Raw genomic sequence first — 25067 nt, forward strand, 5'->3', positions numbered from 1 at the left:
ACTTACTTTCTATGTTTTTTTCTTAATGTTTTACGGAAATCAAGAGCAAGTCTTAACAGAGGATAGAGAGGATGGGTAGGCATTGTAAATTCACCCAAGTATTCTTCGATCGTTGGATTAAAATTAGCTTTAAAACGATAGAGTCCACCATCTAAAGCATTCTCGACGCCTCCTAAATTTTGCCATAAAATGCCACGTTCAAAGGAATATCGAGCTGTCTCATACCAAGTCAAAATAGGAGCTTTATAACGTCTAAAATCTTCATCCATTCCTGCGTATAGATTGACAGAAGTTTGTCCGAATTCTAAAGTCAAGGTAGCTGCTAAAGGAACTCTTGCTTGACCTGCATCCATATATTCCTGCAGGAAAGTCAATTCCTCTAACAAACGTTCTTTTTCCTTCTTCTGCGCTTCTACTTTTGAAGTTCGAGTCGACTCAGTAAAGGTCTCTTCCAAGGCTCTGTTTTTCGCTAACTGTTCTTCTAATTCTTGCGAACGTTTAGAAACATCCAAGGTTGCCAAGGTGATATAGGCCTTGTCCTTAAAATTATCTAACAATTTTTTATAATAGGCTTCATTCCTCAAATGGATATCTTTTCGCTTCTCAGTTTTTTTCATCAAAAACGAGAAAGATTCTAACAATTCATCTCTACCAATCTGAATCTCTACACCCTTATTTCGAGCGGATCGAATAGCTTGTTTTGTTGACTTGCAAAGTTTATCTTCTGTAAAATTTTCCTTGTATACTTTTGCCTGAATACGAGGCTGAATGGTATCTCCCATTCCATCGGTCTTTCCTGACCACCTTACTCCCATTCTTTGCAAATTTTCAATAATAGCCATATTTTCAGGATATTCTATTTTTTCATGCTTGATTGAACTTTGCGATAGGCAAATACTTGGGTCAAAAATCACAAAAATCGCTCTCTTGCTTCGAGCATAGGACTTAATGGATTGAAGAACAAAGTTCAAGAGTTCAGCATCCTTATAATCTAAAACAGGACCTCTTGGGATATAAAACATTCTATAGCCTAGCGGAAGAGTTCTAATCAAAATACTAGCTGTCGCCAGTAATTTTTCTTCCCTGTAAACACCAAACTTCTCATGTTGCCAATCAGACTTAACTTCTTCCCAAGCACTACTTTGTAATACATTGCCTAATTCATGGTCTTTGACAAACTGATCATATTCTAATGCGGGAATGCCAATTTGATAACGATACATCTCTTACTCTCTTTCCAACAATAATAGAATTTAACTACTATTCTACTATTTTTGTTTAGAAAGTCTAGTAAAAACATATTTTAGTTTCTATTCCATAGAAGACATGGTTATTGAAAGAGTAACACAAACTAAGCTAGCTTAATCTCTCTTCTAATTTGAAATCGATTGGTAGGGTTGCTAAGAACCGTTCCAATTGTTTTTCCCAGTAGTACCATTCGTGAGTTCCAGCACTATGGCTATAGGTCACATCAAATCCCAGTTTTTTGAGATTTTTCACTGCGAGATTATTGGCTTCGTACAAGAAATCCTGCTCCCCACACCAAGCCCAAAGCTTGGTCTTTTTATCAGATTTTTTAGCCAGACTTTCAAGAGAATAAGGACTAGTTGTCCAGTCTTTAATCTCTCCAAAAACACCTCTCCAATAAGCTGGTGTTCCCAAATCTTGGCTTTCAGGAGAAAAATCTTGAAAGCTAAGGGCACCTGAAAAACTAGCTGCATGAGAAAAACGATTTGTAGCAAGAGCCAGTTTAAAACAGCCGTAACCTCCCATAGATAGACCAGCGATAAAGGTCTTTTCACGCTTGCTGGTCATATTAGGGAAGAAGCGTTTCAAAACCTGTGGCAATTCTTCTGCTAGAGCTGTGTAATAGTCAAAACCATACTGGGTATCGGTGTACCAACCATTGCTGGTATTAGGCATGACAACGATGAGATTGGTTCCTCGAAGCAAGCGTTCTACATTGGTCCGCTTGAGCCAGCTATTATGGTTGCCAGACATCCCGTGCAAGAGGTACAAGACGGGAATATCTTTACAATCTGGTTCTTCCACTCGATTGGCATCGGGGTAAAGAACATTCACTCCCCACTCCATATCCAAAACTTGTGAGTAATACTCAATTTTCATTACTGCCATGATTTTCTCCTTCTATTTTCCGATAAGAAAAAGCCGAAATTCGACTTTCTCTCTGTTTATTTCAACGATTATTTTGCTTCCATGACTACTGGTAAAATAGCTGGACGACGTTTGGTTTGGTCAAAGAGATACTTGGTAAGATTATCACGAACCTTCCCTTTGAGATCTGCCCAGTCAAAGTCATCTCCTTGAAGATAGTCTTCTACCGTCTGGTTAATCAATTCGGAACTTTCACGGAGAATATCGCGACTCTTCTTGAGATAAACAAATCCACGCGTGTGAACACGAGCCTTGGCTACAATTTTCTTCTCACGACGGTTAACGGTAATTGCGACGATGAAAATACCATCCTCTGACAAGACCTTACGGTCACGAAGAACCACATTTCCAACATCCCCAATGGCATTTCCATCAATCAAGACATCCCCTGCTGAAACCGCTCCAGCTGGGACAAAGTCTCCATTCTCATAAGCCATGCTGGTTCCCTTTTTAGGAATGAAAATGCGTTCTGGCAGCATCCCGACGGCCATAGCAGCCTTAGCATGGGCATCCAACTCACGGTATTCTCCTTGAATCGGGAAGAGATACTTGGGTTGCAAGAGATTGATCATCAGCTGCAAATCACGCGCATTTCCATGCCCTGACACACGCAAGCTTTGAGTGATCAGTTTGACAACCCCTCCAGCTTGGTAAATCATGTTTTCCACACGCGCAACGAAGGCTTCTTTAGCAATAGACGGAGCCGTAGCAATATAGACCAGGTCCCCATCCTTGATTTCTACATAACGATGGCGACCAATCGACATCTTACGAAGTCCATTGATAGGTTCACCCATACGACCTGTCTCAAGAATAATCAACTCATGGTCTTCAAAGCGAGACATATCTTTCGGCTTAATCAAGAGAATTTCGTTGGCTAAAGACAACTTCTTGAGACGAATCGCTGTGCGGACGATATTTTCAATATCAAATCCTGTCAAGACAATACGTCGACCTGTTTTATCCGCAGCATCAAAAATCTGCTGGATACGAGAAAGGTTACTGGAAACAGCTGCAACGATGATACGACCTTCCCAGTCAGCAATGGTTTGGGTAATTTCATCCCTAACTTCACTTTCACTAGCCACCTGAATATTGCTGTCCGCATTGGCCGAATCACTGAGGAGAGCCAGGACGCCGTCACGACCGATTTCTGCCAAACGAGCGAAGTCTGTCGCATAGGATTCACTAGCTGTCTGGTCAAATTTGAAGTCACCTGTATAAACGATGCTACCTTCAGCTGTCTTCAAGACAATTCCCAGGCTCTCTGGAACGGAGTAAGTCGTAGGGAAGAAGGAAACCACTGTCCCACCAAAATCAATCTCCGTATTCTCATCAATGACATGGAAATCATTAAATTCCTTAACGGCATCATTTCCTTTGACAAAGAGTTTGGCCAACTCAATGGTCAACTCAGACCCAAATACAGGAACTTTAGCCTCTGTCAAGAGATAAGGCAGAGCACCAATGGCATCCGCATGCCCGTGGGTCAAGAAAACCCCAGCAATACGGTCGCTATTTTCAAAAAGGTAATCCATCTTTGGAATCACCACATCAACCCCTAATTGTTCATTTTCGGGATATTTTAACCCTACATTCAAAACAAAAATGGACTCTCCAATTTCAGCAATGTACATATTTTTCCCATTTTCACGTACACCACCAAGTGTTGTTAAACTAATATTACTCATTTTTCCTCCAAAATCTTAGTTTATCTTGATTATAGGGTTACTTACCCTTTTATTCTAAAAGCACTATTACTTTTAGCCGAATCTTTTCCTACTATTATACCATTTTTTTGATGATTTTCAAAATGAAGGTTTCCAGTTAAAGAACTATAAATAACTCTTCTCAAATGCACAAACAAGTGAGAACTACAAGCTCCTCAAAAGAATGTTTTCTGACTAGCTTCCTGTCACTCTTCAAATCTTTCCGCGACATTGAATAGCACTTCGCAGTCACAGTAGGCTCCATTTGTTTCTAAAAAGTCTCTAACTGTTTCGACATCCACATTGTGCTCTTCTAGAAATGTTTGTGTTAATAAAAAATCGTCTTGACAAGCTTGATATTCAAGCTCTACATCCAAAAAGTCAAACAAGTCAAAAAAGAGCTCCCTTGACAGGGGCAAACTTTCTTCGAATTTTTGTCTTTCTTGCTTTTTATAGTCCGCTCGTAATCTCTTTTTCTTCAGCTTATCCATTTGACACCTCTAGGATTTCCTTTGACCAGTTTATCTGCCAACTAGTCCTCTTTCCTCATTATAACACAAAACCGACTCCAATTGGAGCTTATTCATGAATATAAAAAGAGTCAGCAAACCAACTCTTTCTATCTCTATTCACTTTTTTCCATTAAGAAATCATAGATTTCCTGAACTGTTCCAAGAGCCATCATTTCTTGGTCTTTGACGGTTTGTTTGAGATTTTGGTAAATTTGACTTTCTCCTATCTCTCGCTTTGGTGCCTCTTTATTGACTGTCATGACACCATCTTTGATTGTCACAAAGCCTAGCTCTTCAAATACTTGAATCATCTTGACCAGCAAGATTTGTTGGATATTGAGATAAGTAGCCAAATCCTTCAGCTTGTAGCGAATATCAAACTCTGGGAACTGGTAGATAGTCTTGTACAATTTGGCAAACTGTTCTCTAGTCCCATACCCTGTCAGATAGTAGGCCTTATCAATATCATTCTTGAAATAGACAGCAGAGAAATTTTGTTCCTGAAAAATGGTCTTCAGCTGAGTAATATCCTCAGGAACGGTTTTTACGATAACAGCTTCACTATCCGCCAGATTTGGCAGTTCTCCAGCAAAATCCAAGACTGGAACTCCTTCTGGCAAGACTGCATTCTTCCCACGGATGTTAAAAAGTTGAACACCCTCCACACGCGCATCCACCATCATCAACTGGAGGGCAGTTTGGCCATTCCATTGGTTGACAGACAATTTGACTGCCAGCTCTAGATTCTTGGTTTGAGAAAACTCTGTCGCCCATCTGCCTTGGCCAAAGGCTACCACTTCAAAACTCGCCTCACCTTTGGAAATTTTCAGCTTGAGATGGGCATTACCTGCCCCCATAGTACGGGCACTTTCGACCTGAAAATCCTTGATATAAAAGATAGGTTTCTGATTGTCCATGCCAAAAGGTGCCAAACGTTCAAAACTTTTGACCGTTTCCAAGCTAAGTGTCTCCAAATCCAGTTCTTCATCTAGATTTAACTTGTTCTTGCCACCAGCATCCGCGCCTTTTTCACGGACATAATCTTCCAAAACCTGAGATAAATCTGAGAGTTTCTCCACTTCCAGCGTCATTCCAGCCGCACCAGCATGGCCGCCAAATGCGATGAAGAGGTCTCGATGAGGATCCAGAGCCTCAAAAATATCGACCGCTTCCACACTACGAGCACTGCCCTTAGCACGACCGTCTTCTATATTGAGAACAATGACTGTCTGTCCCAATTCTTCCAACAAACGACCAGCTACGATTCCTAAAACCCCAGGATTCCAGCCTTCCTTAGCCAAGACTTGGACCTTCTTCTCAGGGTCCACCATGGTCTTAGCTTCTTCATAGATAGACTGGACGATTTCCTTGCGCTCTTCGTTTTTCTGGTGAATCATAAGGGAAATCTCGTGAGCTTCCTCGTCGTCAAACCCAGTCAGCAAATCAATGGCAGGATTAGGATCGTCCAAGCGACCCAAGGCATTCAAACGAGGGGCAATCTGGAAACCAATCGTTTCTTCTGTCACTTCATTGGCAGCAATCCCAGCCATGTCTAGCATTTCTTGTAGACCAATACGCTGAGTGTGTCCCGACATTTCCAGACCATACTGAACCAAGATACGATTCTCATCTGTCAAACTCACCATATCCGCAATGGTACCAATAGCAACCAAATCAAGCAATTCCACTTGTACTTCCTCTAAAAGGGCACAAGCCAGCTTAAAAGCTACTCCACAACCAGCCAAATATTTGAAAGGATAGTCCGCATCCGGATGTTCAGGATGGACAATAGCATAGGCATCTGGTAAGGTTTCAGGCATAGAATGATGGTCGGTCACAATGACATCTACTCCCATAGACTGGGCCAATTCAATAGCCTCGTGACCCGCAACTCCATTGTCCACCGTCACAATCAAGGAAATCCCTTCTTGCTCGATAAAGTATTTATAAACACTAGCATTTGGACCATAGCCATCAGTAAAACGATTGGGCAGATAAACCCGGCACTCAGCGCCAAGCTGTTCCAAACTTTCCTTCACAATCGAAGCTGAAGTCATGCCATCCGCATCGTAATCTCCATAAATGAGGATATTTTCCCCTTCTTCAATAGCCTGACGAATCCGTCCCACTGCCTTATCCATATCATGGAGTAGATAAGGGTCATGCAAGTCCTCCAAGGAAGGTTCTAAAAACTTCTTCAGACTCTCTTGGTCCTGAATCCCTCTCTCAAATAGTAACCGAGCCACCTCAGGACCCAATCCAGCCTTCTTGGCTATCTTTGTAAAATCCGCATCTTCTACTTGCGGGGCAAACTGCCATTCATAAGTAGGTGTTATCAAAAAGACATCCACTCTTTCTAAGAATTCTATCGTTTCATTATAACATGATTTAGGCTTTTTCTCTATCCAGATTGCTTTTTTATAAAATTTTAGTGAATTTTTTCAGATATGATTTGACAAGACAAATTTTTTGGTGTAGAATCATGTTATAAAATCTAACACAAAGGAGATTCCTTATGGCTTTAGTAGAATTTGAACACGTCGAAAAATATTACGGAGACTACCACGCACTCCGCGACATCAATCTCCGTTTTGAAAAAGGACAAGTCGTTGTCCTACTCGGACCATCTGGTTCTGGGAAATCCACTCTGATTCGCACCATCAATGGTTTGGAGGCTGTTGACAAAGGAAGTCTTCTAGTAAATGGCCACCAAGTTGCTGGTGCCAGCCAGAAAGATTTGGTGCCTCTTCGTAAGGAAGTCGGTATGGTTTTCCAGCATTTTAACCTCTATCCGCATAAAACAGTGTTAGAAAACGTAACACTAGCACCCATAAAAGTTTTAGGAATTGATAAAAAAGAAGCTGAAAAGACAGCCCAAAAATATCTGGAATTTGTAAATATGTGGGACAAGAAAGATTCTTATCCAGCCATGCTATCTGGTGGCCAAAAACAACGGATTGCCATCGCTCGTGGTCTTGCCATGCATCCGGAACTCCTCCTCTTTGATGAGCCAACATCTGCCCTAGACCCTGAAACCATCGGCGATGTTCTGGCAGTTATGCAAAAATTGGCCCACGATGGTATGAATATGATTGTCGTTACCCATGAAATGGGCTTTGCCCGTGAAGTTGCGGACCGCATCATCTTTATGGCTGACGGAGAAGTTTTGGTAGATACGACAGATGTTGATGACTTTTTCGACAATCCAAGCGAACCTCGTGCCCAACAATTCCTCAGCAAAATCATCAACCACGAAAGTGACAAAGTCAAATAAGGAGGCGCCTATGAAAAAGAAATTCTTTTTATCCGCATTATTGATTAGCCTTTTCGGCCTTGCTGCTGCAAAACCAGTTCAGGCTGATACCAGTATCGCAGACATTCAAAAGAGAGGCGAGCTGGTTGTCGGTGTGAAACAAGATGTTCCCAATTTCGGTTATAAGAATCCTAAGACTGGGACCTATTCCGGTATCGAAACCGACTTGGCCAAAATGGTAGCTGATGAGCTCAAGGTCAAGGTTCGCTATGTACCTGTTACCGCACAAACTCGTGGCCCCCTTCTAGACAATGAACAGGTCGATATGGATATCGCAACCTTTACTATCACGGATGAACGCAAAAAACTCTACAACTTCACCAGCCCTTACTACACAGATGCCTCTGGCTTTTTGGTCAATAAGTCTGCCAAAATCAAAAGCATTGAGGACTTAAACGGAAAAACCATCGGAGTTGCCCAAGGTTCCATTACCCAACGCCTGATTACCGAACTGGGTAAAAAGAAAGGCCTGACCTTTAAATTCGTCGAACTTGGTTCCTACCCAGAATTGATTACTTCCTTACACGCTCACCGTATTGATGCCTTTTCCGTTGACCGCTCGATTCTGTCTGGCTACATCAGCAAACGCACAGTACTACTAGATGATAGTTTCAAGCCATCTAACTACGGTATCGTTACCAAGAAATCAAATACCGAACTCAACGACTATCTCGATAACTTGGTTACTAAATGGAGCAAGGATGGCAGTTTGCAGAAACTCTATGACCGTTACAAGCTCAAACCATCTAGTCATACCGCAGATTAAGGAGGACACCCCATGACAGATTTATCATCTTGGACAGCCTATTTTCAGGATTTTGGACAATTTTTCAATGGTTTCCTCTTCACCCTTGCCCTAGCGATTGGATCCTTTATCCTAGCCATGGTTTTGGGCATCTTCTTCGGAGCCATGTCAACCAGTAAACGTCCGATATTGAGAATTTTGGCTCGCATCTTTGTCGAATTTTACCAAAATACTCCCCTCTTGGTGCAGTTTGTTATCGTTTTTTATGGCCTACCTCTTATCAGTGACCATATCATCATGATTCCGATTTATTGGACAGCTGTTCTCTGCGTGGGACTCTATCACGGCGCCTATATCGCTGAGGTGATTCGCTCAGGAATTCAGTCTATTCCTAGCGGTCAGATGGAGGCCGCCTTGTCGCAAGGTTTTACCTATATCAGTGCTATGCGTTTGATTATCTTGCCTCAGGCCTTTCGTATCATTCTCCCTCCTTTGACCAACCAAATCGTCAACCTCATCAAAAACACCTCCACCGTCGCTATCATCTCTGGAGTGGACTTGATGTTTGTGACCAAGTCTTGGTCAGCTCTCAATGGAAACTACATTCCAGCCTTTTTAGGCGCTGCCCTTCTCTACTTTTCTCTCTGCTTCCCTGTTGCCCAGTTTGGTCGCAAGATGGAGCAAGCCAACAAAAAAGCCTATTCACTTTAGGAGGTTACTATGGAATCCATTTTAGAAGTTTTGACCCCAGATAACCTAGTCTTTATCTTTAAAGGATTTGGCTTGACCCTCTATATTTCTCTGATTGCCATCGTCCTCTCTACCCTTATCGGAACGGTGCTAGCCGTCATGAGAAATGGGAAAAATCCTGTCTTGCGTATTATTTCCAGCATTTACATTGAATTTGTACGTAACGTTCCCAACCTCCTCTGGATTTTCACCATCTTTTTGGTGTTCAAGATGAAATCCACACCAGCCGGAATCACTGCCTTTACCCTCTTTACCTCAGCAGCCCTAGCTGAGATTATCCGTGGTGGCCTCAATGCTGTAGACAAGGGACAATACGAAGCAGGAATGTCACAAGGATTTACCTCTGCGCAAATCCTCTACCACATCATTCTTCCACAAGCTATCCGTAAAATGCTTCCAGCCATCATTTCTCAGTTTGTAACCGTGATTAAGGATACCAGCCTGCTCTACTCTGTTATCGCCCTACAAGAGCTCTTTGGAGCCAGCCAAATTCTCATGGGCCGTTATTTCGAACCAGAGCAAGTCTTCAGTCTTTATATCCTGATTGCCCTCATCTACTTCAGCTTTAACCTAGCAATCTCTAGCCTGTCCCATATGCTAGCAAAACGTTGGCAACAAGCAGCAGAATAACAAATTAGCTCTCCAAGGACATTGGAGAGTTTTTTCTACGCAATCTCAAAAAACACTGCCAGATTTCTAGCAGTGTTTTGAGTTTTATTCATCTTAGTAAACTGTTTTTTCAGTTTCTACATCGAAGAAGTGTGCTTTGTTCAAGTCAAATCCAAGTTCAACTGTTGCACCTGTTTGCAAGTAGTCACGAGCATCAACTTTAGCAACAAATTCATCTTTACCAACTTGGCAGTAAAGGTGAGATTCTGAACCAAGCAATTCTGATACAGAGATAGTTGCTTTGACAACTGATTCTGGGAATGTTTCAAGGAAAGCAGGTTCTGCATTCACGTCTTCTGGACGGATACCGAAGATCAATTCTTTACCTTCGTAGCCTTTTTCACGAAGAACTTTCAATGCTCCTTCTGGAACTTTCAAACGGAAACCGTCAGAAACAATTTCGCTACCAACCAATTTCACGTTGATGAAGTTCATAGCTGGGCTTCCGATGAATCCTGCTACGAATTTGTTAACTGGGTTTTTGTAAACTTCTTGAGGAGTACCGATTTGTTCTACACGTCCGATAGTACCTGTACCAGCAGGGTTCTTAGTTGCTGACATGATAACGATACGGTCTGCAAGTGTCATCGCTTCTGTTTGGTCGTGAGTTACGTAGATAGTTGTAGCTCCGATACGACGGTGGATTTTAGCGATTTCAGCACGCATCGATACACGAAGTTTGGCATCCAAGTTTGACAAAGGTTCGTCCATCAAGAATACTTTTGCATCACGTACGATCGCACGACCCATGGCAACACGTTGACGTTGACCACCTGAAAGGTCAGCTGGTTTACGATCCAAGAATTCTTTCAAGCCAAGGATTGCTGCTGCTTCTTGTACACGTTTGTCTATGTCTTCCTTGCTGTATTTACGCAATTTCAAACCGAAAGCCATGTTGTCATAAACAGTCATGTGTGGGTAAAGAGCGTAGTTTTGGAATACCATGGCGATATCACGGTCTTTTGGAGCTACGTCGTTGACAACCACGCCATCGATAGATGCAGTACCTTCTGTGATGTCTTCAAGACCTGCGATCATACGAAGAGTTGTTGATTTACCACATCCTGAAGGACCTACGAAAACGATAAATTCTTTGTCTTTGATGTCCAAGTTGAAGTCTTCAACTGAATAGTGTTCGCTGTTTGGATATTTTTTGTAAATATTTTTAAGATTCAATTCTACCATGAGGTGAACTCCTTTTGTCTTTTGATAGTTTTATTATAGATGAAAACGCTTTACATTTCTATGGCAAGATGACCAAAAAAAACAAAAAAGTTCTGTGCAACTTGCACAAAACTTTAGAGAATATCTGGTAAAATCAACTGATAACACAGGGTCAGATCAGTCAATTCCTTCAATTGAAGCCCTGTCAATTCTTCCCACTTATCAATCTTGTATTGGAGAGAATTGCGGTGCAGATAGAGTTGCTGGGCTGTTTTTGTTAGGACAGCACTATTTTCCCAAAGGGAGAGAATGATTTCCTGAATCTGGTCTTGATCCAAGATCATCTGGTGCAAGCATTCCTTGATTGCCTTCAAGTCCACAAGTCTTTCTCCCATACTCCAAAGATAGAGCTGAGAAAAAGTATGAACACCTTGGTGACCCTGACGCCACCAAGTCTTGAACAACTCGCGCTCAGCTTTGATTAAGTCTGATAGGGCTTGATTTCTCGTCTGAGACCAAACCTGGCCCAACATGATAGACAGACGAAGTCCAAAGTCATACTCTACCGCTTCAATCGTATCACTTAAAATAGCTCGTACAGAGGTGTATTTATCTTGCTGAAGCACGAAAACATAATCCTGAGCTCCGACCTGAAGCACTGTCTGACAGTTAGGAAATAGAGTCCGCATCATATCCAGCCAAGAAGCTAGATTTTCCTGATGAAAATAGGAAAGATGACAATAGGCCAACTGAATCTTTTTAAAAGTTTGTGGTGTCTGTCCCTTCCCCTCAATCAAAAAAGAATACCAAGGATTGAGCGAACGAGCCTGCTCCTGCTGGGTCAAAAGTGAAATCAACTGCTTTTCACGCTCGCTGAGCCCAGCTTCCTCCAGCAAAATCCACTGTTGAGAAGCTAAAGGAAGAGTGAGATAACCCTCTTTCTCTACTGGTTGGTCTGAAATCTGAGCTTCAGGAAACCATTCTTGTATTTCTTTTGCCATCATGTCCTAGCCCTCCACTTTTTGGATGCACCACGAAATCAAGCTCTCAAGACGTTCCAGATTTTCAGTCATATGGAGATAACCCATGACTGCTTCAAAACCTGTGGACATACGGTAGGTCACCACATCGGCATTTTTAGCCTTTGTGTGACTATTGGTATTGCGACCACGTTTGTAGATTTCTTCTTCTTTTTCCGTCAGGACTTGCTCCTCTAACATAAGGGAAATCAGGCGAGCCTGAGCTTTGGCTGAGACATACTTGGTCGCTTCTTGATGGAGTTTATTGGGTTTGGTCATGCCTTTGAGGATGAGGTGACGACGAATATACATAGAATACACCGCGTCCCCCTCAAAAGCTAACGCAATCCCGTTAATGAGATTGACATCAATCACGTGTCCACCTCACTCCATCTTTGGTGTCAAGGAGCTTAATCCCTTGAGCAGCCAATTGGTCACGGATCTGGTCCGCTGTCGCAAAGTCACGATTTGCACGCGCTTCTTGGCGTTTTTGAATCAAGTCTTCAATCTCTGCATCCAAAACTTCCTCAACAAAGACAATTCCAAAGACTTCTAACATATCCGCAAGAGCTTGCTTGACACTTGCGTCATAGTTGCCGGAATTGATCCATTTGGCCATTTCAAAGACTACTGTGATTCCATTTGCCGAGTTGAAATCCTCATCCATAGCTGCTACAAACTTGTCTTTAAAAGCTTGTAACTCTTGGGTATCCACGTTTCCTGTAAATGGTTGTTCGTAAGTGTTCTTTAGATACTTGAGATTAGTCTCTGCATCCCGCACTGCCTTTTCCGTAAAGTTGATGGGCTTGCGGTAGTGTTGAGTCGCAAAGAAGAAACGAAGCACTTGCCCATCGAGGGTTTTGAGGGCATCATGGACAGTGATAAAGTTCCCCAAAGATTTGGACATCTTGACATTGTCGATATTGACAAAGCCATTGTGCATCCAGTAGTTGGCAAAAGTCTTGCCTGTTTTAGCTTCAGACTGAGCAATTTCATTGGTGTGGTGAGGAAACTCAAGGTCCGCTCCACCACCGTGGATATCAATAGTATCGCCCAAAATTTCTGTCGACATGACCGAACACTCAATATGCCAGCCCGGACGACCAGGTCCCCAAGGACTGTCCCAAGAAATCTCGCCTGATTTGGCAGATTTCCAGAGGGCAAAGTCTACAGGATTTTCCTTACGAGCTGTTTCTTCATCGGTACGACCTGAAGCACCCAGCTCCAAGTCTTCCAAGGTTTTATTGGCCAACTTGGCATAGTTGTGAGATTTTTCCACACGGAAATAGACATCTCCTTGACTCTCGTAGGCAAAGCCTTTTTCAATCAAGTCTTCCACAAAGCGGATGATGTCAGCCATAAACTCCACCACACGAGGGTGGCGAGTCGCAGGTTTCACGCCCAAGGCCGTCACATCCTCACGAAAGGCAGCGATGTACTTGTCCGCAACCTCCTGAGGCGTGATGCCCTCCTCCTTGGCACGGTTGATAATCTTATCATCTACATCTGTAAAATTGGAAATATAGGCAACCTCATACCCACGGTACTCAAAATAGCGACGAACCGTATCAAAAGCTACTGTTGAGCGGGCATTCCCCACGTGGATATAGTTATACACGGTTGGCCCACAAACATACATCTTGACCTTACCGTCCTCAATCGGGACAAATTCTCGCAAATCACGAGACATGGTGTCATAGATTTTAATCATAAATCATAGTCAGGAAAGCTGAAATCCAAGAACAGTTAGTTTCATCACTAAGAGTTCAATTGAATTTCAGTCCGAATGTCCCTACACTTCGGAATCCCTTGCTCCTTTCTCATTCAGATAAACCACCTGGGTCTGTTTGACAAAGCCAATTTTTTCATACAAGCGCTTGGCACCTACATTGCTGTCCTCTACTGCAATCTGAAATTCCTTGTCATTTTGCTCAATTAGTTGGTTGACAAGGGATTTTGCTAAATAGCTTCCATAGCCTTTCCCACGTTCAAGTTCTGATATTGCTAAACCGTAGAAGTAATTCGTATTAGTCGATAAATCTACCGTGCAAGTCCCAATAACCTGACCGTCTTTTAACAAAATATATAAGCGACTTTCTGGATCCTTCAGAGCTTCAGCGACATATCTATCCACAATCTCTCTAGACTCATGTTCCTCTGAGAATGCCTGAAATTTTAACTGACTAATTTGCTCCTGATACGAACTATCTGCTAACAAAACTTCAAGATTGGAAACATTTGCTAACGGATAAGGTTTTCTATCCTTACCTAACCAAGTTTCTGTATCCTCGTCCTCGACCAATCCCCAGTTGCTGGCAAAATCAGGATGACGTTCTAGAAAAATACGTTCTGTCTGAAAAGTCACAGACTCAATTGGATAAGATGCCGTTTCTTTCTCAAAACTTCTATACAAAGCCCGCGCAATTCCCTGACGGCGATGATTGGGATGAACCAGTATCGTCACTTCCACATCTTGATCATCTGCATAGACAGTTAATAAACCAACAAGTTCGCCTTTTTCATAATAAAGGAAAAAGGCGGGCATGTTTGGGTCAAAATTAAGCATGTTAGAGAGATAGGGATCACGATAGGTACCGTCATAATTTTGGCAACAGTTAATTAGTTTTTTCGCCTCAGATAGCTCCTCTTGGCTTAACTTGTTTCTTGCTTTAATCATATAGCTATCCTCTACAAACCAGACGATCTGTGACTGGCTTCTTTAGCCTGCTCGAGTTTATTGACGTAGTACTCTCGTTTTTCTTCGACTTCGTGAATGACCGGCTCATCCTTTTTACCATGTACACGGACAATCTTGGCCGGAATACCGACAACCGTCACATCACTAGGCACGTCTGCCACGACAACTGCTGCTGCACCGACCTTGGCATTTTCACCGATTTCAACGGGTCCAATGACTTGGGCATGAGCAGATATTAAAGCTCCTTTTCGCACGGTTGGATGGCGTTTGCCACAGTCTTTCCCTGTTCCCCCAAGAGTCACCCCATGATAGAGGAGAACTCCCGTCTCAACGATAGCTGTCTCTCCAATCACCAAGCCAGAACCATGGTCGATAAAGACACCTGAATCGATCTGAGCACCTGGATGAATCTCAATCTGAGTCCAAAAGCGCCAGAACTGACTGTGCATACGAGCCAAGAGTTTGAAGCCATGCTTCCAGAGAAAATGTGAAAGACGGTGGGCCGCCAAGGCCTTGACACCTGGATAAGTCAGCAAAACCTCCAAAGTGGTGCGGGCCGCTGGATCATTTTCTTTTACGATATCAATGGTTTCGCGCCACCATCCCATACATTTCTCCTTTTCTTATTCTGAATCTTTTGGTGTTTCTGTAAATTCTTTCTTAGGTTTGTGGTCCTTGTGATGACGTGGGCGGTGAGGTTTCTCAGACTTTTCGCCTTTTTCATCACGTTCAGGTTTTGGAGGACGAGGAAGAAGGGCTTTCATAGAAGCATCCACACGTCCTTTTTCATCAATTTTGATAATCTTAACATCAACTTCATCACCGATTGCTACTAAGTCTTCGACATTATTGGTACGCGTCCAAGCCATCTCCGAGATATGAACAAGGGCATCTGTCTTATCAAAGAGGTTAACAAAGGCACCAAATTTCTCGATACGAACGACTTTAGCACGGTAAACTTCGTCCACTTTGGCTTCACGAACTAAACCAGCAATGATTTCTTTGGCACGGTTAATAGCATCTTGGTCGCTAGAGTAAATAGACACATTTCCTTCTTCGTCGATATCAATCTTAACGCCTGTTTCGGCGATAATCTTGTCGATGGTTTCTCCACCCTTACCGATGACAATCTTAATCTTGTCCACATCAATCTTGATGGTATCAATTTTCGGAGCAGTTGGAGCCAATTCTGGACGAACTTCTGGAATGGTTGCTTCAATCACATCAAGGATTTCAAAACGCGCTTTCTTGGCTTGAGCAAGTGCTTCAGTCAAGATTTCTGCAGTGATTCCTTGAATCTTGATATCCATTTGAAGGGCTGTAATCCCGTCACGAGTACCTGCAACCTTAAAGTCCATATCTCCAAAGTGGTCTTCCAAACCTTGGATATCTGTCAAGACTGTATAGTTGTTTCCATCTGAGATGAGACCCATGGCAATCCCTGCTACTGGCGCCTTGATTGGCACACCACCAGCCATAAGGGCAAGAGTTCCCGCACAGATAGAAGCTTGAGATGAAGAACCATTTGATTCCAAGACCTCAGCTACCAAGCGGATAGCATATGGGAATTCTTCCAAACTTGGCAAGACTTGAGCAAGTGCACGCTCACCAAGAGCACCGTGACCGATTTCACGACGACCTGGCGCACCGTAACGACCAGTTTCCCCAACAGAGTATTGTGGGAAGTTATAGTGGTGCATAAAGCGTTTCTTGTACTCTGGATCCAAACCATCAATGATTTGAGTTTCACCCATCGGAGCCAAGGTCAAGACTGAAAGAGCCTGAGTTTGTCCACGAGTGAAGAGACCTGAACCGTGCACACGAGGAAGGAAGTCAACAACCGCATCCAAAGGACGGATTTCATCAACCTTACGACCGTCAGGACGTACCTTGTCTTCTGTGATCAAACGACGCACTTCTGCGTGTTCCATTTGTTCCAAGATTTCAGCCACATCACGCATGATACGATCAAATTCTTCGTGGTCTGCATATTTTTCTTCATACACAACAGTAACTTGGTCCTTAACTGCTTGAGTTGCAGCTTCACGAGCCAATTTTTCTTCAACTTGAACCGCTTTTTGGAGGTCGCTGTTGTAGGCTGCGATGATTTCAGCTTGCAATTCAGCGTCCACATGAAGCAATTCTACTTCTGCTTTTTCCTTACCAACTGCTGCAACGATTTCTTCTTGGAAGGCAATCAATTCTTTGACTGCTTCGTGCCCTTTAAGGAGAGCTTCCAACATGATTTCTTCTGACAATTCTTTAGCACCAGACTCTACCATGTTGATGGCGTGTTTGGTACCAGCTACTGTCAATTCAAGGAGCGATTGCTCTGCTTGTTCTTGCGTAGGGTTGATGATGATTTGGCCATCTACATATCCCACTTGTACCCCAGCAATTGGTCCGTCAAATGGAATATCTGAAATAGAAAGCGCCAAGGATGAACCAAACATAGCTGCCATTGGTGCTGAGGCATTTTCATCATAAGAAAGAACTGTGTTGATGACTTGTACTTCATTACGGAAACCTTCCGCAAACATAGGACGGATTGGACGGTCAATCAAACGCGCTGTCAATGTCGCATCCGTTGAAGGACGCCCTTCACGTTTCATAAAGCCACCAGGAAACTTCCCAGCCGCATACATTTTTTCTTCATAGTTGACTTGAAGTGGGAAGAAATCCCCAGTTGCCATCTTCTTAGACATAACGGCAGCAGTCAAGACAGTTGACTCACCATAACGTACAACAACAGAGCCATTTGCTTGCTTAGCAACCTGACCAGTCTCTACAATTAACTCACGACCCGCAAAAGTCGTTTGAAACACTTGTTTTGTCATTTTAATCCCCTTTGGATTGATGAAATTATACGCCTTGCCTACAAAGATCAAGATACCAAGGACGTCAAAAGCAAAGTAAAAATAGGAAACTGACGAAGTCTTCGATGAAGACAAGACAGTTTATCTTTTTTACACAGCTTTTCGGCCGGGTTCAATTACACAAGATAGCATTCGATTGACGCAGTGTACCATGTACACCAGGAAATCTATCTTTTTCACTAGGGATTTAGCCCGGGTTCAATTACTCAAGATACAAATCATCAGAAAGGTTTGAGACTAAAGCATCTAAACCTTTCACGCTAATCGCTATCAGGCAATTAGCTAAATGCTTTACTAACTCTCTCGTCAAATGATATCGATTTGACTCGCTCATATCGCTAAACCTTGCAGTTTAAATGCATTCTATTATTTAATACCCTCATCTTTGTATCAAGTACGTACAGAGTCTATTTTATCATATTTTTCTTAAAAAGTGCGGCCTTTACCATTAAAAAGGAACCATTCCCCTCACCTGAGAAGAATGGTTTGCTTTTTATTATCCTAGAGACTGGTGATTAAACAAGGCATGGGTTGCTTGGTGGATATATTTTGCTGTTTCAGCATTGTTCATAGTGTAGAGATGCACACCGGCAACATCCTGAGTTACCAAGTCCACGATTTGGTCCACTGCATAGGCAAGTCCTGCTGCTCTGAGCGACTCAGGGTCATGCTCATACTTGTCTAAGATGGCTTTAAATTTGCGTGGAAGATGGATATTCTCACAAGTCTTCAAGAGGCGGAGAGCCTGATTTCGATTCAGAATTGGCATAATCCCTGCATGAATGGGAACATCAATCCCAGCCAAGATGCACTTGTCTTGGAAATCATAGAAGCGCTCATTATCAAAGAAAAGCTGAGTTACAAGGCTCGAACAGCCTGCATCCACTTTCTTCTTAAGATTTTGAATATCTGAAATCTGATTTGGTGAATCTGGATGACCTTCTGGATAACAAGCACCAACAATATCAAAGTGAGGGGCTTGTTCCTTGATGAACTCGATCAAGTCAGTTGCGTAGCGGAAATCCTTTTGTGGTTCCACATCTGGAATAATATCCCCACGAAGAGCCAAAATTTTCTGCACTCCAACCTTGTCCAAATCAGCAATGGTTTCAGCAACCTTGTCCTTGGTCAAATAGATGGCTGGCAAGTGAGCAATAGTCGGAATCGCCAAGTCATTTTGGATAAAGTCAGCCAAACGGACCGTCGTTTCCTTGATATTAAATTTATTATTGCTGGCAGTCACACTGATAAAGTGGGGAGCCAACTCCTGCATATCTTGAAGAGCAGAAATAATTTTATCATTACCCACGGCTGGGTTTGGAGGGAACACTTCAAATGAGAGTGACGGTGTTTGGCGTGACATAGTCATTATCCTTTTCTAGTTGATTTTTTTCGTTAGCTGGATTCCTAGAATCCAAGTGAAACAGGCAGATTGACCAAACAGCGCTTCTAGAGAAATCCTTATCTTACAATTTCTCACGCGCAGCTTTAGCTGCTTCAACAAGGCGAATCAAGCTTTCTTTTGTTTCTGGAATACCACGTGTTTTCAAACCACAGTCAGGGTTGATCCAAACTTTCTTGCTCGGCACTTTAGCAAGGATGGCTTCGATTGTATTGTCGATTTCGCCTTCATTTGGCACACGAGGTGAGTGGATATCGTAAACCCCAGGTCCCACTTCTGTTTGGAAGTTTTTCGCTTTGAGTTCGTCCAAGATTTCAAGGTTTGAACGGCTAGCTTCAAAGGAAATAACATCTGCATCCATGTTGTCGATAGCTGGGATGATATCTGTAAATTCTGAGTAACACATGTGAGTGTGGATTTGTGTGTCTGGCGCTACTGTTGAGTGTACCAAGCGGAAGGCAGGAATTGCCCAGTCAAGGTAGTCTTCGTACCAGTCGCTACGACGGAGCGGCAATTTCTCACGAAGAGCAGCCTCATCGATTTGGATGATTTTCACACCAGCAGCTTCAAGGTCAAGCACTTCATCCTTGATAGCAAGAGCGATTTGAAGAGTAGAATCCTTGATAGAGATGTCTTCACGTGGGAATGACCAGTTGAGAATAGTTACTGGTCCAGTCAACATACCTTTAACAGGTTTGTTTGTACGGCTTTGTGCATAGCTAGACCATTTAACAGTGATAGGGTTAAGACGAGTTACATCACCCCAGATGATTGGTGGTTTCACCCCGCGCATACCGTATGATTGTACCCAACCATTTTTAGAGAAGAGGTAACCTGACAAGTTTTGACCGAAGTACTCAACCATGTCATTACGCTCAAATTCACCGTGAACAAGGACATCAAAGTCGATATCTTCTTGCCATTTGATCCATTCGTCAATTGTTTCAGCAAGGAAAGCGTCATACTCTTCTTGAGACAATTCACCTTTACGGTAAGCCAAACGTTTCGCACGAACTTCTTTTGTTTGAGGGAATGAACCGATAGTTGTTGTTGGAAGAGCTGGAAGTTTGAAAGCTTCTTCTTGGATAGCTTCACGTTCTGCAAAGGCTGGCAAACGAGTGTAGTCTGCGTCTGTCAAGCCAGCGATACGCGCACGAAGTTCCGCATTTTCACCAACACGCTCAGTCGCAAAGAGTTCTTTGTTGGCTGCAAGTGCTTCTTCACCTTGACCATTGCGGATAGCATCCAAATCACGGATCTCATCTAATTTTTCAACTGCAAAGGCAAAGTGGTTCAAGATAGCTGGTTCAAATTCTTCATTAGCTGTTGTAAATGGCACATGAAGAAGTGAGCATGAGCTTGTCAAGACAATGTTTTCAGCTGGGATTTGTTCAAGAACAGCCAAGCTCTTTTCGTAGTTATTACGCCAGATGTTTTTACCATTGACAATACCTGCATAAAGAGTCTTATCAGCTGGGAAACCACCTTTAACCAATTCAAGAGTTTTCTTACCTTCAACGAAGTCAAGACCGATAGCATCTACTGGCAAGTTTACAAGGTCAGCGTAAACGTCACGAACGTCTCCGAAGTAAGTTTGAAGCAAGACTTCAAGACCTTTTTTGTCAGACAAGAGTTTGTTGTAGATGTTCAAGAAGAGAGCTTTTTCTTCAGCTGTCAAGTCTTTTACAAGAGCCGCTTCGTCGAGTTGGATGCGAGTCGCACCAAGTTCTGCCAATTTTGCAAAAACTTCTTGATAAGCAGCAACTAAGCTGTCTACGAAGTCTTCTGCTTTCACGCCTTCTTCAAAGTCTGACAATTGAAGGAAAGTGAATGGACCTACAAGAACTGGACGAGTGTTCAATCCAAGTTCTTTTGCTTCTTGGAACTCATCAAAGATTTTGTGACCTGCGAGTTTGACTTGAGTGTCTTTTTCAAACTTAGGAACGATGTAGTGGTAGTTGGTATTGAACCATTTTTTCATTGGAAGGGCGCGAACGTCCCCTTTTTCTCCTTGATAACCACGACCCAAAGCGAAGTAGCGCTCAAGATCAGACAAGTCCAAGTTTTGAACTGAAGCAGGTACCACGTTGAAAAGGAAAGCTGCATCTAGGAAGTTGTCATAGTGAGAAAAGTCATTTGATGGGATTTCAGTGATGCCTTTTTCTTTGACAATGTTCCAGTGTTTAGCACGCAAGTCTTTTGCGGCTGCCAAGAGTTCTTCTTCTGAGATTTCTTTTCTAAAGTATTTTTCAGTTGTAAATTTTAATTCGCGGAATTCGCCCAAACGAGGGAAACCGATGATTGTAGTTGACATGATGTGTCCTCCAAAATTTGTTGTTGAAACTATCTTAACAGAAAAGAAAGCGTCTGTATAATTGTAAAAAATTAGGCTTTGATATAGTTTAAAACTATATATCTATTTTAAACAAAAGAAAAAGACCTGAGACAAATGCCTCAAATCCTTTGTGTAACTTGTTTTTTTACTATATTTCAGTTAGACTGATCAAACACGTTATTAGTAATTCTTATAAGTGACTATGGCTTGTTATTAGAAAAGACTATAGGTTGATTTTTCTTTTGTAATTCTGATATTTCCCTTAAAAAGTGCGGACGGGAGGTAAAATTATCCAGTGGATGATTTTAGCCAACCAAGTAATTTCATCCCTATCAACTTTTCCCCTGTTCAAGTGGGACGACTGCTAGTGTCTTTCCTAAACTGGCTAAAACTTTCAAGACTGTATCCAACTGGGGGCTAGTCTTTCCTGTTTCCATCCTAGCTATGACAGGTTGACTCACTCCACTGAGTTCTTCTAGCTTTTTCTGGCTGACTCCTTGCTCATGTCTGGCTTCAATCAACTCACTCATGATAGCCACTCGCATATCACTTTCAAGTATTTCCTCCTTGGTAAAGAGTTCTGACCGGACATCCTTCCAGTTACTTCCAATAGCACTATTCTTCATCACTTAACCCTCTTTCTTTTAAGTCCTTCAGTTCACGCTTGGCTTTTTCAATTTCTCTTCTAGGAGTTTTCTGAGTCTTTTTGACAAAATGATGTAAAAGAACAAAACTACCATCAAGCCACGCTATAAATAAAATTCGATTTCTCAAAGGTCTTAGTTCCCATATCTCATCTTCCAAGTGTTTCATATAGGGTTCCCCAGCTCTCGTCCCATGCTGACTAAACAACTCGATATAGTCATTTAGTTTATTGAGTTTGATGCGACTATCCTTACTTTTCTGACTAGCCAATTCTCTCATATAATCCAAAACTGGCTCGTTTCCATTTTTGTCCTTATAGAAGTAAATCGTATGCACCAAGCAACCTCTTTCTAATTAAATTATAACTCAAAAGTTATTAAAAGTAAATCTGAACACTCATAAAAAGAAGACCTTAGAAAAACTCTAAAGGTCTCATCTTTATTATTCGAAAAAATTACGAGAAGAGTTATAAATTGAAGGCAATCCTTACTATTATTCCAGCTCAATCCCCTTCTCTCGAAGATTTGCCAGACACTCCTCATAGTAGGAAGCATCATGCTCGCTATATATAGGACTTTTCAGCTTTTCCTCTACTAAGTCTTGATAAGAAGGACAAATCTTACCACGGTAGTTCTTGTCCATCCACTCTGGACTGACCTTATAGCCTCGGTCAGCCATCTCCTCCATGATCAAGTCATGATAGGCATAGAGACGATAGGGCGAGTGAGTAAAGACATAGTCAACCGTCGCATGCTTTCTGCCCCAGCCATTGCCACGGAGGGCACAGCACTCTCAATGCTGTCCCAAGAGTTGAGGACGGGGAAGTTGTGAAATCAAAGCCTCATGCCAAAGTCTCATGGGAATCTCCTTTCAGTAACTTTGAATGTTGCAAGTAGGTATTTGGATAACGATCTAGCAACTCCCTCGTCTTAGCAATTAAGTCTTCTTTGGTGGCATGGCCAGAGTGATAACGCTCCAGTAAAAACATATAATCCTTGCGTTCAGCATCTGTCGCTTTCTTTTTGAAATAGCCCCAAATATGCTGAAAGGCATTGCAAATCTGACCCCTGTGTTCTGGAATCTGGCAGGCACGATCAATCTTCTCCTGAACCTGACTCACCTCCACCTCTTCATTCTTGAGATACTGACGAATCTCATTGTAAATATTGCTAGAATGACTCAAAACGAGGTATTTGTTTCTCGCCCAGAGTTGCTGGCAAAGGGCAAGTTGGTTATTATTTTCCATATTTCTCCTTACTTTCTACTAGTTCCCCGGAAATATGGAAACAAAGTTGTATCTTAAAAACGAGCGAATTATGAGCGGAATATGAGCGAATCAATTACTCTCATCACCCTTCAAACTCTTTCAAAAACTTTTTAAGCTCGTCATCAGCTTCTGGTGTGGTTCCGTGGAGTTGACCGAGCATTTCGAGTAGGGAAGCTGTTTGGTTTTGGATTGCTTCATTTGTCATGTTAATCTTGCTGACGATATCTGTCAGTGGTTCGACTTCTTCTTCCTCAAAGGTATCTACATAGCGAGGGATATTGAGGTTATAGTCATTTTCGACGATTTCTTCATAGCTTGCGAGATGGGCAAACTTGTCAATCTCCTCACGAGACTTGTAGGCCTCTAAAATCTTCTCGATATGAGCATCTGTCATGATATTCTGGTTTTTCCCCTTATCAAACTCCTTAGAGGCATCGATAAAGTAAACATCACGGCTGGTACGGTTCTTTTTGAGAATGATGACTGTGGTCGGAATGCTGGTGTTAAAGAAGATATTGGCTGGAAGACCGATAACTGTATCAATGGCACCTTCTTCTAACAAGGCCTTACGAATGGTCCCTTCCGCATTTCCACGGAAAAGAACACCGTGGGGAAGGACGATAGCCATAACTCCATGATCCTGCTTGAGGTGGTAATATCCATGCAGAAGAAAAGCAAAATCAGCCTTGGACTGGGGCGCCAGTTTCCCAAAAGGAGAGAAACGAGGATCCGCCATAAAGCCAGAACTTGCTGACCACTTAGCAGAGTAAGGAGGGTTCATGAGAACACCATCAAAGTTAGTCGGTTCTTGAGTCGGCCAGTCTTCATCCAGTGTATCGGCATTGTGGAGAAATTGATTCTCAACAGGAACACCGTGTAGAATCATGTTCATCCGAGCCAAGTTATAGGTCGAAGTATTGAGTTCCTGACCAAAGTAGACCACTGTCTGCGGTTTATGAGAGTATTTCTTAGCATTGAGCAAGAGAGAGCCAGACCCCATAGTCGCATCATAGATAGTAAAGCCTAGCTGGTCCTCACGACCCAAAAAGGCAATCTGAGTCATAAGTTTGGCAACAGGTTGAGGTGTATAGAACTCACCAGCCTTCTTACCCGAGTCAGTCGCAAACTGACCGATTAGATACTCATAGGCATCCCCCAGCATATCACCAGCATGACCAGCCACATCTAGCACAGCCAACTCCTTCATGACTGCCGCCACCGTTTGGTTTTGCTTTTGCGGAGTCGCCCCTAACTTTTTGGAATAGAGGTCAATATCTTCAAAGAGGTTTTCATAGAGTTCATCACTCTGCTCAATATCTCTAAAACCCTGAGCCAAATCTTCCAGCTGGAAAGTCCCCTCATTGACACGCGCTACTAGAGCCGTAAAGGTCAACTCAGGCTTGATACTATAGTTGAGTTCGTCCTTCATGACTGCAAGAAGATCCTCGTGGGTGTCTGCATCCTCATAGTAGTTACGATAAATCTCAAGGGCAGCCTCTAGACTCTCACTCCCCTCCTCCATAGTCTCCGCCACGAAAAAGAGCATCTTATCTGACAGGTACTTATAAAAGACCATACCCAAGAGATAGGACTTATAGTCGTTGGCATCCATCTTAGAGCGGAGAACATCCGCTGAGTTCCACAGGGCTTGGTAGAGCGACTGGGAAGTTTGTGTTGTTTCCATAATGTTTCTTTCTAAAGTTTTACAATTATTTTTTTAAACAAGCAATCATTTATAACAAATCACTTCATTTTCAATCGTTCAAATCAAGATCAACTGAATAGAAG

Annotated in this window: 22 protein-coding genes and 1 pseudogene; 4 read left to right on the forward strand and 19 right to left on the reverse strand. The window is 42.5% G+C overall.

Annotated elements, in window-relative coordinates:
- Positions 1–2 precede the first annotated feature (2 nt).
- From ACLNCV_RS01815 to recJ, 5 genes are all read right to left on the reverse strand, one after another.
- A complete protein-coding gene (locus ACLNCV_RS01815; RefSeq protein ID WP_424844811.1) occupies positions 3–1223 on the reverse strand; it encodes an aminoacyltransferase in 1221 nt (406 codons plus the stop codon).
- A gap of 133 nt (positions 1224–1356) precedes the next feature.
- A complete protein-coding gene (locus ACLNCV_RS01820; protein WP_049486691.1) occupies positions 1357–2136 on the reverse strand; it encodes an alpha/beta hydrolase in 780 nt (259 codons plus the stop codon).
- A gap of 68 nt (positions 2137–2204) precedes the next feature.
- Positions 2205–3866, reverse strand: coding sequence for a ribonuclease J (locus tag ACLNCV_RS01825; protein WP_084886691.1), 1662 nt, complete (start codon positions 3864–3866; stop codon positions 2205–2207).
- A 224-nt stretch (positions 3867–4090) separates the two neighbouring features.
- Positions 4091–4375, reverse strand: coding sequence for a DUF2695 domain-containing protein (locus tag ACLNCV_RS01830; protein WP_084925724.1), 285 nt, complete (start codon positions 4373–4375; stop codon positions 4091–4093).
- A gap of 134 nt (positions 4376–4509) precedes the next feature.
- The gene (gene recJ / locus ACLNCV_RS01835) at positions 4510–6735 is read right to left on the reverse strand and encodes a single-stranded-DNA-specific exonuclease RecJ (protein ID WP_424844812.1); all 2226 of its coding nucleotides are present in this window, start codon (positions 6733–6735) and stop codon (positions 4510–4512) included.
- Between the two features lie 176 nt (positions 6736–6911).
- Here recJ and ACLNCV_RS01840 point away from each other — a divergent pair, with 176 nt between their 5' ends.
- The 4 genes from ACLNCV_RS01840 to ACLNCV_RS01855 are packed head-to-tail and all read left to right on the forward strand — an operon-like array spanning position 6912 to position 9834.
- Complete coding sequence (locus tag ACLNCV_RS01840) at positions 6912–7670, forward strand: amino acid ABC transporter ATP-binding protein (protein WP_001229569.1); 759 nt, start codon at positions 6912–6914, stop codon at positions 7668–7670.
- Positions 7671–7680: 10 nt separating this feature from the next.
- Positions 7681–8475, forward strand: coding sequence for a transporter substrate-binding domain-containing protein (locus ACLNCV_RS01845; protein ID WP_214614871.1), 795 nt, complete (start codon positions 7681–7683; stop codon positions 8473–8475).
- A gap of 12 nt (positions 8476–8487) precedes the next feature.
- The gene (locus ACLNCV_RS01850; protein ID WP_000131137.1) at positions 8488–9165 is read left to right on the forward strand and encodes an amino acid ABC transporter permease; all 678 of its coding nucleotides are present in this window, start codon (positions 8488–8490) and stop codon (positions 9163–9165) included.
- Positions 9166–9174: 9 nt separating this feature from the next.
- Positions 9175–9834 (forward strand): amino acid ABC transporter permease, encoded by a 660-nt coding sequence (locus ACLNCV_RS01855; protein ID WP_000443889.1) that lies wholly within the window; start codon positions 9175–9177, stop codon positions 9832–9834.
- Positions 9835–9927: 93 nt separating this feature from the next.
- Here ACLNCV_RS01855 and ACLNCV_RS01860 read toward each other — a convergent pair whose 3' ends face one another.
- From ACLNCV_RS01860 to ACLNCV_RS01925, 14 genes and pseudogenes are all read right to left on the reverse strand, one after another.
- On the reverse strand, positions 9928–11058 hold the full coding sequence (locus ACLNCV_RS01860) for an ABC transporter ATP-binding protein (protein ID WP_000229945.1): 1131 nt from the start codon (positions 11056–11058) through the stop codon (positions 9928–9930).
- A 113-nt stretch (positions 11059–11171) separates the two neighbouring features.
- A complete protein-coding gene (locus tag ACLNCV_RS01865) occupies positions 11172–12041 on the reverse strand; it encodes a helix-turn-helix domain-containing protein (RefSeq protein ID WP_049544819.1) in 870 nt (289 codons plus the stop codon).
- A 3-nt stretch (positions 12042–12044) separates the two neighbouring features.
- Entirely contained in the window at positions 12045–12431 is a 387-nt protein-coding gene (locus ACLNCV_RS01870; protein ID WP_000567927.1) for a Mini-ribonuclease 3, read from the reverse strand.
- Positions 12424–13767 (reverse strand): cysteine--tRNA ligase, encoded by a 1344-nt coding sequence (gene cysS / locus ACLNCV_RS01875; RefSeq protein ID WP_424844813.1) that lies wholly within the window; start codon positions 13765–13767, stop codon positions 12424–12426. Before cysS ends, ACLNCV_RS01870 begins: the two co-directional genes overlap by 8 nt.
- A gap of 81 nt (positions 13768–13848) precedes the next feature.
- On the reverse strand, positions 13849–14733 hold the full coding sequence (locus ACLNCV_RS01880; RefSeq protein ID WP_424844814.1) for a GNAT family N-acetyltransferase: 885 nt from the start codon (positions 14731–14733) through the stop codon (positions 13849–13851).
- Between the two features lie 11 nt (positions 14734–14744).
- Complete coding sequence (gene cysE / locus ACLNCV_RS01885) at positions 14745–15362, reverse strand: serine O-acetyltransferase (protein WP_049516296.1); 618 nt, start codon at positions 15360–15362, stop codon at positions 14745–14747.
- 15 nt (positions 15363–15377) lie between these two features.
- Positions 15378–17591, reverse strand: a complete 2214-nt coding sequence (gene pnp / locus ACLNCV_RS01890; RefSeq protein WP_424844815.1) for a polyribonucleotide nucleotidyltransferase — start codon at positions 17589–17591, stop codon at positions 15378–15380.
- A 535-nt stretch (positions 17592–18126) separates the two neighbouring features.
- A complete protein-coding gene (gene metF / locus ACLNCV_RS01895) occupies positions 18127–18993 on the reverse strand; it encodes a methylenetetrahydrofolate reductase [NAD(P)H] (RefSeq protein ID WP_000089956.1) in 867 nt (288 codons plus the stop codon).
- Between the two features lie 103 nt (positions 18994–19096).
- Positions 19097–21346, reverse strand: a complete 2250-nt coding sequence (gene metE / locus ACLNCV_RS01900; RefSeq protein WP_261029128.1) for a 5-methyltetrahydropteroyltriglutamate--homocysteine S-methyltransferase — start codon at positions 21344–21346, stop codon at positions 19097–19099.
- A 353-nt stretch (positions 21347–21699) separates the two neighbouring features.
- Positions 21700–21993 (reverse strand): helix-turn-helix domain-containing protein, encoded by a 294-nt coding sequence (locus ACLNCV_RS01905; RefSeq protein WP_142360017.1) that lies wholly within the window; start codon positions 21991–21993, stop codon positions 21700–21702.
- Entirely contained in the window at positions 21983–22348 is a 366-nt protein-coding gene (locus tag ACLNCV_RS01910) for a type II toxin-antitoxin system RelE/ParE family toxin (protein ID WP_084925710.1), read from the reverse strand. The genes ACLNCV_RS01905 and ACLNCV_RS01910 overlap by 11 nt, the downstream gene beginning before the upstream one ends.
- Positions 22349–22504: 156 nt before the next feature.
- Positions 22505–22870 (reverse strand): annotated as a pseudogene (locus tag ACLNCV_RS01915) (TIGR02328 family protein).
- Entirely contained in the window at positions 22854–23258 is a 405-nt protein-coding gene (locus tag ACLNCV_RS01920) for a YbgA family protein (RefSeq protein ID WP_084925708.1), read from the reverse strand. Before ACLNCV_RS01920 ends, ACLNCV_RS01915 begins: the two are co-directional and overlap by 17 nt.
- Positions 23259–23361: 103 nt before the next feature.
- A complete protein-coding gene (locus ACLNCV_RS01925; protein ID WP_261116099.1) occupies positions 23362–24963 on the reverse strand; it encodes a type I restriction-modification system subunit M in 1602 nt (533 codons plus the stop codon).
- Positions 24964–25067: the final 104 nt, after the last annotated feature.

Source organism: Streptococcus sp. CL5.50 (assembly GCF_049738015.1).
GTDB lineage: Bacteria > Bacillota > Bacilli > Lactobacillales > Streptococcaceae > Streptococcus > Streptococcus mitis_CA.

What these genes read in the sequence shown, in the direction of transcription:
- ACLNCV_RS01815 (WP_424844811.1), bottom strand. Translation starts at nt 1,223, where the DNA reads ATGTATCGTTATCAAATTGGCATTCCCGCATTAGAATATGATCAGTTT.
- ACLNCV_RS01820 (WP_049486691.1), bottom strand. Translation starts at nt 2,136, where the DNA reads ATGGCAGTAATGAAAATTGAGTATTACTCACAAGTTTTGGATATGGAG.
- ACLNCV_RS01825 (WP_084886691.1), bottom strand. Translation starts at nt 3,866, where the DNA reads ATGAGTAATATTAGTTTAACAACACTTGGTGGTGTACGTGAAAATGGG.
- ACLNCV_RS01830 (WP_084925724.1), bottom strand. Translation starts at nt 4,375, where the DNA reads ATGGATAAGCTGAAGAAAAAGAGATTACGAGCGGACTATAAAAAGCAA.
- ACLNCV_RS01840 (WP_001229569.1), top strand. Translation starts at nt 6,912, where the DNA reads ATGGCTTTAGTAGAATTTGAACACGTCGAAAAATATTACGGAGACTAC.
- ACLNCV_RS01845 (WP_214614871.1), top strand. Translation starts at nt 7,681, where the DNA reads ATGAAAAAGAAATTCTTTTTATCCGCATTATTGATTAGCCTTTTCGGC.
- ACLNCV_RS01850 (WP_000131137.1), top strand. Translation starts at nt 8,488, where the DNA reads ATGACAGATTTATCATCTTGGACAGCCTATTTTCAGGATTTTGGACAA.
- ACLNCV_RS01855 (WP_000443889.1), top strand. Translation starts at nt 9,175, where the DNA reads ATGGAATCCATTTTAGAAGTTTTGACCCCAGATAACCTAGTCTTTATC.
- ACLNCV_RS01860 (WP_000229945.1), bottom strand. Translation starts at nt 11,058, where the DNA reads ATGGTAGAATTGAATCTTAAAAATATTTACAAAAAATATCCAAACAGC.
- ACLNCV_RS01865 (WP_049544819.1), bottom strand. Translation starts at nt 12,041, where the DNA reads ATGATGGCAAAAGAAATACAAGAATGGTTTCCTGAAGCTCAGATTTCA.
- cysS (WP_424844813.1), bottom strand. Translation starts at nt 13,767, where the DNA reads ATGATTAAAATCTATGACACCATGTCTCGTGATTTGCGAGAATTTGTC.
- ACLNCV_RS01880 (WP_424844814.1), bottom strand. Translation starts at nt 14,733, where the DNA reads ATGATTAAAGCAAGAAACAAGTTAAGCCAAGAGGAGCTATCTGAGGCG.
- cysE (WP_049516296.1), bottom strand. Translation starts at nt 15,362, where the DNA reads ATGGGATGGTGGCGCGAAACCATTGATATCGTAAAAGAAAATGATCCA.
- pnp (WP_424844815.1), bottom strand. Translation starts at nt 17,591, where the DNA reads ATGACAAAACAAGTGTTTCAAACGACTTTTGCGGGTCGTGAGTTAATT.
- metF (WP_000089956.1), bottom strand. Translation starts at nt 18,993, where the DNA reads ATGTCACGCCAAACACCGTCACTCTCATTTGAAGTGTTCCCTCCAAAC.
- metE (WP_261029128.1), bottom strand. Translation starts at nt 21,346, where the DNA reads ATGTCAACTACAATCATCGGTTTCCCTCGTTTGGGCGAATTCCGCGAA.
- ACLNCV_RS01905 (WP_142360017.1), bottom strand. Translation starts at nt 21,993, where the DNA reads ATGAAGAATAGTGCTATTGGAAGTAACTGGAAGGATGTCCGGTCAGAA.
- ACLNCV_RS01920 (WP_084925708.1), bottom strand. Translation starts at nt 23,258, where the DNA reads ATGGAAAATAATAACCAACTTGCCCTTTGCCAGCAACTCTGGGCGAGA.
- ACLNCV_RS01925 (WP_261116099.1), bottom strand. Translation starts at nt 24,963, where the DNA reads ATGGAAACAACACAAACTTCCCAGTCGCTCTACCAAGCCCTGTGGAAC.